Raw genomic sequence first — 11,011 nt, forward strand, 5'->3', positions numbered from 1 at the left:
AGGTGGCGAAGATTGTTCCGGTTCCTTCAACGAAGTCCCTGGCATTCGATGAGTTCGATCTGACCCTTCCCCTTGATTTCTACGAAGCCCAGGGAGCGCCCGCAACCCCGCTCGCGAATGCGATGCCAGGTGGCCCCGCTGGTCGCTACAGTCCCGGGGCTAGCATGGGCTGCGATCCGGGAGGCCATATTCACGGTGTCGCCCCACAGGTCGAATACATATTGCCGCTGCCCGATGATTCCCGCCACCACTGGACCGAATTGGACGCCGACTCGAACCTCCCATTTGGGCTCGATGCGGCGTGATGCCGCCACCATATCGAGTCCGCATTGCAAGCTGACAAAAACCGGATCTGGCACGCGATTAAACAGGCCGGCCGTGGCCATGAAGGCGTCGCCGATGGTCTTGATCTTCTCCATTTCATGGTGATGCACGATCCGTTCGTATTCGCCGATCAGCGCCTGAAGTTCCTCCACCACTTTCTCCGGCGGGTTCTCGTCGCAGTAGGTCGTGAAGCCAACGATATCGCAGAATAGTACCGCGACTTCGTTGTAGCGACGGGGGCGGACCTCCTTGGTCGCCTTGAGCTCGCGCACCGCGCCGGGGGGCAGCATGGCGAACAGAAGCTCGTCCGCTCGGCGCTTTTCGTTTTCGATCTGCTGCGTGTACACCGCCTCTTGGTCGCGCAGCTTCTTCTTTTCCAGGGAGGCGGCCACGCGGGCACGCAGCAGAATCGCGTTGAACGGTTTGGCCAGATAATCCTCAGCGCCGAGGCCGATACAGCGCACCACACTGTCGATCTCATCGACCGCCGAGATCATGACAACCGGAATGTTACGTAGCGTGGTGTCGGCCTTGATGTGCTCGAGCACTTGGTAGCCGTCCATTTCCGGCATCGTAATGTCGAGCAGAACGAGATCGAATGACCTCGTCGCGAGCTGTTGGAGCGCCTCTCGTCCATTGCTGGCGCATGCCACGTTCCCGTAGCCTTCTCGCTTCAATCGCTCGGTCAACGTAAAGCGATTGTCCTCGTTATCGTCGACGACGAGCAGGGTGGGTCCAACCTCGCTCATCGCATCGACCCCTTTGGGAGTAGGGCCTTGATCTTTCCGAGCAGGCGCGTGAACTCGACAGGTTTGGTATCGAAGTCGTCGCACCCGGCGGCCAGCGCTGCTTCGCGGTCGCCAGCCATCGCGTGCGATGAGAGCGCGATCACGGGAATATCGCGCGTCTCAGGCATTGTCTTGAGGCGTCTTGTTGCCTCCCAGCCATCAACGACGGGAAGGCTTAAGTCCATCAGGATTAGCGCCGGGGCGTCCGATCGCGCACGCGCCACACCCTGATCGCCATCGGTGGCGACGATTACCTCGTAACCTTTGCGTGTTAGTCGCGCGGACAGCATGTAGATGTTGTCCTCGTTGTCCTCAACGTACAGGATCCTAACCATCACGGTGATCCTTGTCAGGCGACCTTCGTTTGAGAACGTATCGTGCAACCATCTTGCGCAACTCGTCAAGAAGCTCGTTGCGGCTAAAGGCGGTTTTGGCGAGCACGCGCTCGACGCCACCGTTCAGGCGCTGATGGTCTTCCTCGCTGAGGGTCGCCGCCGTCACGACCACGACCGGCACTGCCTTGAAGGCGGGCTGCTTGCGCAGTTCGATAAGGAAGTCGAAGCCGTCCATTTCCGGCATGATGAGGTCTAGAATAATGAGGTCAGGAAGTGCGGGGATGAGATGTTCCAGCGCGGCCCGACCATTCTCGGCCTCGTGCACGTCGCAGCCCTCAGTGCGCAATATGCGACGCCATTGCTGGCGCGTGTTCGCATCATCCTCGACGATCAGAACACGAAGCGCGGGGCCAGGCGCGCCGGACCAGAATTTCGTGATCAATTTCCGGAGCGCTTCGCGCTCGATCGGCTTAACAATGTAGTCAGCGGCCCCGAGCGCGTAACCCCGGTTCCTCTCATCGGCGATGGTGAGCATCACGACGGGGATATTCGCGAGCTCACGATCCGCCTTCAGTTCCTGCAGGACGCTCCAGCCGTCGCAGCCCGGCATCAGCACGTCGAGGGTGATGAATGCAGGCTTCACCTGCCGGGCCAGTTTAAGGGCTTCCGTACCGTCCTTGGCCGTCACTACATCGCAACCCTCGCGGACGAGAAACCGGCGCATCTGGTCCCGCACTGTCTCATCGTCATCAACGACGAGGACCACGTTCGAGATGAGGCGAACACGATCATCCGCCGCGCCCTCGAAAACAGGGGTCGGCGGCTCTACCAGCGTTGGGGGCGTGTCGATTGCCGACGGCAGCCACACGGTAAATTTGGTGCCGGCGTCAGGAGTGCTGTCCACGGTGATGTGACCACCCATCGTGCGGCACAGGCGTTGGCTGATGGCAAGCCCCAGTCCGGTGCCGCCGTACTTGCGGCTGGTGGAACTGTCGGCCTGGCTAAACTCCTGAAACAGATTTGTCATCTGCTGCGGCGTAATGCCGATGCCGGTATCGGCGACGGTAAATACCACGCCATCGCGTCCATCAAGCTTCACACAGGTCGCCCCAATCGTCACTTGGCCCCTCTCGGTGAACTTGCAGGCATTACTCAATAAGTTGAGGAGGATCTGGCGCACCCGAAGCTGATCGGCGCGCATGCTGCCAATGTCATTCGGGCAGCGGATGACGATCCGGTTGCGGTTTTTCTGTGCAATTGGCTGCGCGGTTGTCGCGGCATCTTGAACTATACCTGCGATATCGAACTCCTCGATGTGCAATTCCAGGCGGCCGGCCTCGATCTTGGAGAGATCGAGGACCTCATTGATGAGCTTGAGCAGATGCTTCCCGGCACGCACGACCCGCCCAAGCGGTTCGACTAGCTCGTCTTGGCCGGCTTCATTGGCATCTTCCTGCAGCATTTCGGTAATGCCCAGAATGGCGTTGAGAGGCGTGCGCAACTCGTGGCTCATGCTGGCAAGGAACTTGCTCTTGGCCTGGGTTGCGGCCATGGCCGCGTCGCGCGCGATCTCGAGCTCCGTTTCGTGGCGTTTGAGCGCGGTAATGTCGGTGTAGACCGCGACCGTGCCGCCACCGGCAATGCGCCGCTCATTCACCTGAATCCAGCGGTCCTGGCTGCGATGTTGAACCAGCGTCAGATTCGGATTGCGATGTGCGGCGAGCCGCTCGGCAATCCATCCCTCCTCTCGGCCTTTCGCATCCTCGACGAGGCCCTGTTTCACAGCATTGCGAAGAATCGTCTCAAATTGTGCACCCGGCACCACTGCATCGGCTATGCCGGGATAAAGGATTTCCCTATAACGGCTGTTGCACAGGACGAGCCGGTCCTCAGCATCGTAAAGGGCGAAGCCTTCGGAGATGCTCTCGATCGCATCGACAAGTCGCTGGCGGGCTTCGGCCACCTCGCGCAGGTTCTTCTCCTCGACCTCGATCGCAGTGTCGCGGAACTGCCGAAGCGCTTCGGCCATACGTCCGATTTCGTCGCGACCCGCACCAGGTAGTGGCGCGCGGAGATTGCCGCCTGCGATCGCAAGCATGCTTTGGCTCAGCCCCGCCAAGCGGGCAAGAAGGTTGCGGTCGACATAGAGCCAAACAATCAGAACTGAACTCAGGAGGCTCAGAAGGGCGGAGCCAAGGACAACTCCGGTACCGTAGCGCTGGACGGTCGCAGCTTCGCGGCCGGCCTCGGTGATGTCACGGTCGGCCGCAGCCACGAGACGGTCCACGGCAGCTGTGAGTTTGCGCGATAACTGATCGTTCTCGGCCAAAAGCTTCCCGCCCTCTGCAAGTACCGCGAGCTCATCCGCGCGCGCCTTTAGGATGCTCTTTTGACCGTCGATCAGCCCCTCGAACTCGTCAACGCGCTGGCGGAACCGCGTCCGCAGCTTCTCATCGATCTCGGGTATCACCGCCGCTAGGGAGTCGACCGAACGACGCAGTGCAAAGGACATCAGCGCCAAGTCGCCGGATGTCGGCGCAACCGCCGTCTTGAGCAGCGCGTCGTTGATCGCCGATATCTCCAGCTGTGCCTTCTGTTGCGGGATGTAGGAGGCGATTGCCTGCGCAAGGTCTGTCGTTGCCGCCGTGCGTGCGTCGGGTGGTGCGGCAGCATCCGCTGCGGCTGCGCGCCACTGGGGAACCTTGGAGTTCATCACGAGGATACCGGGCGCCACAAGACGCTGGCTTGCATTTGTCGTAGCCGACAAGCGGCGCAAGAGCTCCTCTTTGCGCGCAACCGCAGTGAGCCGAGCGGCGACAAGATCGTCGAGAGCGTTGAGGTTGCGCCGCAGACCAATCACTGCGGCTTCGATCTCAGCCACCGCCGCGCTAGCCGCGGTGCCTTTGAGCGCGGCAAGCAACGCTTCGAGGTGTGTCATCTCCCCCCCGATTGCAGCCGAGACCTCGTTGTGCTGAGCAGTACTGGTCGTAGCAAGTATGGCGGGCGCAGTAGCGGCGACCCGCTCAGCTTGGCGAGAGAGTTCGAGCGATGCTAGCGCGGATGGAACCCGGCGCTCCGTGATTCGCTCGACGACCTCGCCCACCTGAAGGAAGGCATACACAGCCGCGGCGGTCGCGAGCACCGCGAAGGCGCTGATCCCGAAGCAAGCGAAAAGTAGGCGGCCACGTATGCCGAGACGTTCAAACATCGCGGCAACCCGTCGATCCGGCTGATGTGGTCAACATGGCCTGCACAGATTTTGTCTCAAACGCGATCCACAGAGATCAACGTTGCATTATTCTAACGGCACGTATTCGCCACCCTTCCAAACATACCATACCCAGTTCTGAACAGTGAGGTCGCCCTTATCGTCAAAGTCGATACGGCCCGACACAGTGTCAAATTGATGGCTGCGCAGCGACGCAATCACGGCTTGGAGCTCTAGTGAGCCTGCCTTCTCGACCGCCTGCTGCCAAGCTTGGACGGCGCTGTAGCTCAGCAGCGTGTAGCCTGCAGGCTCGAAATTTTCTGCACGGAACCGCTCCACGACTGGGGCCGCTTCGGGGTTTCGCCGTGGGTCTGCAGGGAATGTGAAGTGAGTCCCCTCGGCGGCGGAACCGGCGATCAGGGCAAATTCCTCGGTCGCCAAGGCATCGCCTGAAATGAGTTGAACCGTGTAGCCGCGGTCTCGCGCGGCGCGAACAATCAGCGCGGCCTCGGTATGATACCCACCGACATACAATACGGCGATGTTAGCTGCCTGTAACACAGCGACCTCGGCGGCGTAGTCGTTTTTCGCAGGAGTGTACGCTTCGTAGATCGCCTCGGTTACGCCGCGTTTGTTCAACTGCTTTCTGGTCTCATCGGCAAGCCCCCTACCATAGGTGGTGCCGTCGTGAAGGATCGCAATCTTCTTGTCACCCCAATGATCGGCCAGGTAGTTGCCGGCAACGACGCCCTGCGCGTCGTCGCGACCAATGACGCGGAACACGTTGGCACGGCCTTGTTCGGTCAACAGAGGATTGGTCGATCCTGGTGAAATCTGCAGAATTCCCGCCGCGTCGTACACTTCCGATGCCGGGATCGAGGCTCCAGAGCAGTAGTGCCCGATCACGAGCACTACACCGTCAGCCACCAGTTTTTGGGCGGCGGCCACCGCTTGCCCGGGATCACAGAAGTCGTCGACCGTGATAAGCCGCACCTGCTGGCCGAGTACGCCGCCCGCCGCATTGATGTCGGCCACGGCCATCTCCGCGCCGCGCTGCCCCTGCTCGCCGATCCAGGCGAGCTTTCCGGTCATCGCGCCTGAAACCCCGATCAGGACCTCCGCCCGCGCGGAGCAAATACACGCGGCCGCAAGCGCGACAATAGCGACGGCAATGATGCGGTGCATTGACAAGCCCCTCCGCCTTGATACCGGAATTGGGTCCCACGAGGACAGTCCCCGCAAACCGCGCATCCGGGCCTTAGTCACGTGGCAATAGCGACCCGCCGCGATTAGCAAACGGCTGCTCCAGCGGCATGTAATTGCCACCCGCAAAATATACCATGGGGCTCTGACCAGTGATATGGCCCTTGGTGTCGAATCGATGTGGGCCAATACGATGCCGAACTGGTCGGTGAGCAGGGGCTAGGCGCAGCATTTTTGTATCGCGCCTTTGCACCAGAGGGCAGAACAATTCTTGTCGTCGCCCTTGCTCGCTCAGGCCAGGAAGGTCGCAAGCAAGAGGTTTTGTTCCAGACGCTCCTAGGCAGATTTCTCGAACCGAGACAGAATCTTCTGATCATGTCGCCTCCCGATGCCGAACTCTTGACGAACCCAGCTGAGTTCGTAGTGGAACGCAATTGCAGCAGGGTTGGGAGAAATACATCTTTAGATGTGGAGCCAAGTTGTCACAGATACCGCAATACGGAACGGGAGTATTCTGTCCCTTGCTAATCGAGATGGCGACTTACCCCCACCATGCCAGCGATTGGCCAGACTGGGAGGAGATAGAGACCCCGAACGCAAGGCCCCGCCTACGTTTGTCTCGCTCCTCTCCCTTTTGTAAAGGCCCTCTATGGTCCAGCACGCTAGGGAAAATACTAATTATCAAAGAATTCGGCTGATGTACTTTGTCAACTGGCCGCCCTAAGTCCTTGCAATGTGGAGACATCCACACGTGCCAGACCAAAGTCGTACATCGAACTGGCTACCTGCCCACAAGTTCCGCTACCAGCGAATTCGTAGTATGGTGAAGCGTTGAGGAGAAATTCGCGTGTTGACGCGGGGGGTGGCCGTGATTTTATAGATTGCCATCGCATTGTCCAGGCAATCTCCGGCACTGTCGGAGGAAATCTCCGACCTTGTCATCAGGGTGACTTCCGAACAGAACATGGATACCACGGCAGCAGTGCTGTCCGCATGTTTGCGTACATCTAGTACATCTTAGTACGTTGAAGCTGATCATCTGTAACTAGTCTTACGGAGCGGCGAACGTACGTCTAGATGCGGCGTAAAATACAATCGATTAGAGCAAAATTTTGGCTTCTTGCTTACGTGCGCTGCTTGCGCGCGGAGGCTACGTGCGAGCTCGCGACAGCGGAGCTGGGTCACGGTATTATGAAAGGGCGCTACGATGTCAATCATTCTTAACAGCGAATCCATCACTTTGGATGAAACAACGGGATTGCAAAACGTCGAATTTTACCAGTTCTCTCTTGCACGGTCTGAGAAATTTATCGTCGACGTTGTTAGTAGAGCAACCTCTAGGTACGGCCATTCACCTTAATACTATCGAACTGAGATCGGACGCTCGCTCTCGATAGGCGCAACAATAGTGGTCAATTGAGAGCCGTAAATTCAATTCGCAAGGGGGTAGACCCTGGCGGGTGCACTTCGGCATCTGGGGCTGGATCCCTTTTCTTAATTCGAGGAGAATCTCCATGGCACTCGACATCACAACTCAAGACATCATCATCGACGAGACCACCGGCCTTCAGGACGATGATGTTAACCCATCCGTTTTGCCCCACAGCACCAACGCCACGCTGCAATATCTGCTAAGTCGCGACGGCGCGGGCGGGCTGACCTCACCGGAGGTCGCCTTCCAGACCAACTTCGTGCAGGCCACGGCGAGCGCAGGGGAAACCATAACCTCGGTCGTTCTCACGCAGAACGCCTCCGGGACCCCGTTTTCCACCACCGTCGGCGTGAACAGCGGCCTTCAGACGGTCGATGGCAATTATGTCTGGCTGTTCCAGGACCCAACTCATCCAAACGTCGTGATCGGCGTCATTGGTACCTCCGACCCGTTCGCCGAGCCCGCTGAGACCGGGCCGCTCGCCTTCTCGTTTGCGCTGATCAGTACCAGCACCACCAATGCGGACCTGTATACGGTCCAATACGTGCCGTTGCACCATCCCGATGCGACCAACCCGGACGACCAAATCGATCTGACTGATAAGGTGTTCGCCTCGGTCACGGGGACCTCCACGGTCAGTTTCACCGGTGAGAATGCCCATCCCGGCAGCAATGAATTCAACCTGCTCAGTTCGCCCGATGACGCTTCCAAGCAGTTGGTGGTGACGGGGCTTGTGCGGTCCTCCCAACTCGACCCCAACAGCGCGCTGGTCAACAGCGAGTGCAACGTGAGCCAGCAAGGCTTTGGCGTCGATAACCAGAGCATCCAACCGGACACCGATGGGCAGAATCAACCTCTAGGACGTGAAGTGCTGCAGATCGATTTTGTGACCGGCGGTACGCCCAGCGCAGGTGATGGCGCGGACATCGCGTACGGCAGCCATCTCGAAAACATCACGCAGGCTGGCTTCATAATCAACCAACTCACGCCTTCGCAAGGGGCGGGGCGGGCGGACATCAGCATCAGCGCCTTCAACGTTCAGGGCAACGAGCAAGGCTCGGACTTCTTCAACGGCAGTCCGACCAACCCCGTGGACATCACCAGCCTCACGTTGACGGGTGCGTCAGCGTTGTCCACCATCACCGCCGATGGCACCTATGCCACGCCAAGCGGCAACGTCACCGTCACCGGGCTCAGCGGGACCGGGAACAAAGTCACCATCACCGGGCTCGATAACACCACCACCGTCGATATCACCACCAGCGGCTTTATGGATCGACTGCATATTGAGTCGGTCGATTCGAATGAAGGGATCGACATCACCGAGGTCCATTTCTCGGCGCAAACCACCAACGCCCACAACGAAGAGGTCGGCTCCTTCATCAACTTTGACGACGACGGGCCGACGATGACGGCAATCGGTGTCCCACCGGAGCTCACGGTGGACGAGACCAACTTGTTGGGCGACGACAGCGCGAATTTCTCGACTTTCTTCTCCTCGAATGCCGGTGCAGATGGCGACGCCATCAGCTATGCGCTCGGCATCAGTCCGGTCACGAACGATAGCGGCCTTACCGACACCGCAACCGGCCAGTCCGTCCTGCTTTTCCTGGAAGGTGGCAACGTGGTCGGTCGCGCCGGTTCAGCCGCTGGCGCGGTCGTGTTCACGGTCAGCGTCAGCGCCGCTGGCGTCGTGACTCTCGACCAGGCTCGGGCGATTGTTCACGCGGACGCCACTAACCCGGACGACAGCAGGACGTTGGCTGCTGCCGACCTCGTTACCCTGACGGCGACCATCACCGACGGTGACGGGGATCAGGCCTCGGCCACGCACGACATCGGTCAGAACCTTAACTTCGAGGACGACGGGCCGAGCATTTCGACGACCGGCACGGAGCCGACGCTGACCGTCGACGAGACCGTTGCGACCAACGCCACGCAGAGCTTTGCGGCCAACTTCAGCTCGGCCTTCGGCGCCGACGGGGCCGGCACGGTGACCTACGCGCTTGGCGTGACGGCAGGCGCAACCGGCCTCGTCGACACATTGACCGGTGAGGTGGTCGTCCTCTCGGTCAATGGTGGCGTCGTTGAAGGCCGCACCGCCGGCACCAACGACCTCGTGTTCACGGTCTCCGTCAACGCCGCGGGCAGTGTCACCCTCGATCAGATCCGGGCGGTGGTCCATCCGAACGCCAACGACCCCGACGACAGCACGACCCTGGCTGCGGACAACCTGGTCCAGCTCACCGCGACCATCACCGACAAGGACGGTGACCACCAATCGGCCACCCTCGACATCGGCCGGAACCTCGTCTTCGAGGACGACGGGCCGACGATCACGGTGCCGTTCGACGGTGACCAGAACGCCGGCAACGGTAACGGGACCCACGAGACTCTGGCTAACGCGCTCAACGCGTCGGCCACCGGAGCCTTCGGGTACGACATCGGCGCGGATGCTCACACGGCCGCGTTCTACACGGGCGGCGGTTCTGACTTTGTCGACCAGAATGGCGCGCTTGCTGGCGTCCAGATCGGACTCAGCGGCACGATCACCGGCGGCGGCGGAGGTAATGTCCTCACCCCGAACGTGACGCTCGCGTCGGAGAGTCTCACCTCCGCGACGTTCAACTTCACCTTCACCTACGACAAGGACCCAGCGGCTGGCGTCCAGACGGGCACGGCGGGCGGCACCCTCGTCTTCGACAAGGCTGCCGACACTTATACCGTCAACCTGACCGACCCGCTCGAAGGCTTCAGCTTCGACGTTATCCACACCAGTGAGCTCTTGTCCAAGGAGCCCACGGGCAACACGGGCCACCCGCAGATCGTGGTGGAACGGTTGCAGGCGGATGACCCGAACACGCCGGATGACGAAGACTTCTACGTGCAGTTCACGGGCAACGCGATCAACAACGCCAACCCGTTCCGCTTGACGAACAATGGCGAGGGGTCATCCGCTGACGCCGCGTTCACCGTCGGTGGTCACGAGATGGTGAGTAACAACAATGAAACGTGGGTGTCTGCGACGCAGAGCACCAACGGTGTCGCCGGTGACACGATCCAGAAAGACGAACTGCTCACGTTGCGGTTCTTCAACAGCAACGTCGGTATTCAGACCGAGGCTACCACCCCGACGGCGACCGCCGGCGCCATGGCCATCAAGTTCGACGGCATCGGCAACAGCGAGGACTTGATGCTGATCCTCGACCTGATTGACAAGAACGGTGCCGACAACATCGCCGGCACCGCGGACGACAACTCCACGATCACGCGGGCTGTGTACGTGTCGAACGCCGACATCTTCAAGACGGGTCAGGTCCCGGCCCCGTACAGCAGCGAGTTCACGCTCGACAACAACGACGGCCTCGTGATCATCGAGCAGAACGACTACAACGCAGCCGGCGAAGACTATGTGATGCAGGGTGCCCAGATCATGCAGTCGGGCAACGGGATCACCGGCAACAACGCGGCGATCGACCTGAACAGGACGACCGGCGCTGGCGGCGGCAGCAATGCGACCACCAATCTGGTGAACTTCGACGCCACCGATAACGACGTGCTGAAGATCACGGACATCGCCTTCACCTCGACCGTGACCCAGACGCCGGATGCCAACCTCGACTTCGCCTTCCAAGTGGCGGACGCGGACGCGGACCAGACAGCGATGCAGCACATACTTGTTGACGTCGCATAACACTTGACCAACGGGGGCAGCTAATGC

At 60.1% G+C, this 11,011-nt stretch carries 5 protein-coding genes and 1 pseudogene; 1 reads left to right on the forward strand and 5 read right to left on the reverse strand.

Translation table 11 applies throughout. The features are described 5' to 3' along the window. Positions 1-26: 26 nt before the first annotated feature. The 5 genes and pseudogenes from ACSQ3H_RS27490 to ACSQ3H_RS27510 all read right to left on the reverse strand — a co-directional run bounded on the left by ACSQ3H_RS27490 (position 27) and on the right by ACSQ3H_RS27510 (position 5,840). The gene (locus ACSQ3H_RS27490) at positions 27-1,073 is read right to left on the reverse strand and encodes an adenylate/guanylate cyclase domain-containing protein (RefSeq protein WP_436120243.1); all 1,047 of its coding nucleotides are present in this window, start codon (positions 1,071-1,073) and stop codon (positions 27-29) included. Then, positions 1,070-1,447: a response regulator gene (locus ACSQ3H_RS27495; protein ID WP_436120244.1), complete on the reverse strand. Its 378-nt coding sequence runs from the start codon at positions 1,445-1,447 to the stop codon at positions 1,070-1,072. The genes ACSQ3H_RS27490 and ACSQ3H_RS27495 overlap by 4 nt, the downstream gene beginning before the upstream one ends. After that, positions 1,440-2,648, reverse strand: a complete 1,209-nt coding sequence (locus ACSQ3H_RS27500) for a response regulator (RefSeq protein WP_436120421.1) — start codon at positions 2,646-2,648, stop codon at positions 1,440-1,442. The genes ACSQ3H_RS27495 and ACSQ3H_RS27500 overlap by 8 nt, the downstream gene beginning before the upstream one ends. Positions 2,649-2,789: 141 nt before the next feature. Continuing rightward, a pseudogene (locus ACSQ3H_RS27505) lies at positions 2,790-4,655 on the reverse strand (PAS-domain containing protein); the annotation flags it as partial. An 87-nt stretch (positions 4,656-4,742) separates the two neighbouring features. After that, a complete protein-coding gene (locus tag ACSQ3H_RS27510) occupies positions 4,743-5,840 on the reverse strand; it encodes a branched-chain amino acid ABC transporter substrate-binding protein (protein WP_436120245.1) in 1,098 nt (365 codons plus the stop codon). 1,532 nt (positions 5,841-7,372) lie between these two features. On the opposite strand from ACSQ3H_RS27510, the gene ACSQ3H_RS27515 reads away from it, so the two are divergent. Continuing rightward, a complete protein-coding gene (locus ACSQ3H_RS27515) occupies positions 7,373-10,984 on the forward strand; it encodes a DUF5801 repeats-in-toxin domain-containing protein (RefSeq protein WP_436120246.1) in 3,612 nt (1,203 codons plus the stop codon). Positions 10,985-11,011: the final 27 nt, after the last annotated feature.

Source organism: Phyllobacterium sp. LjRoot231, from assembly GCF_964253365.1.
Classification (GTDB): domain Bacteria; phylum Pseudomonadota; class Alphaproteobacteria; order Rhizobiales; family Rhizobiaceae; genus Phyllobacterium.

Excerpts from the sequence above, each read along its gene's own strand:
- ACSQ3H_RS27490 (WP_436120243.1), bottom strand. The coding sequence starts at position 1,073 with ATGAGCGAGGTTGGACCCACCCTGCTCGTCGTCGACGATAACGAGGAC.
- ACSQ3H_RS27495 (WP_436120244.1), bottom strand. The coding sequence starts at position 1,447 with ATGGTTAGGATCCTGTACGTTGAGGACAACGAGGACAACATCTACATG.
- ACSQ3H_RS27500 (WP_436120421.1), bottom strand. The coding sequence starts at position 2,648 with ATGCGCGCCGATCAGCTTCGGGTGCGCCAGATCCTCCTCAACTTATTG.
- ACSQ3H_RS27510 (WP_436120245.1), bottom strand. The coding sequence starts at position 5,840 with ATGCACCGCATCATTGCCGTCGCTATTGTCGCGCTTGCGGCCGCGTGT.
- ACSQ3H_RS27515 (WP_436120246.1), top strand. The coding sequence starts at position 7,373 with ATGGCACTCGACATCACAACTCAAGACATCATCATCGACGAGACCACC.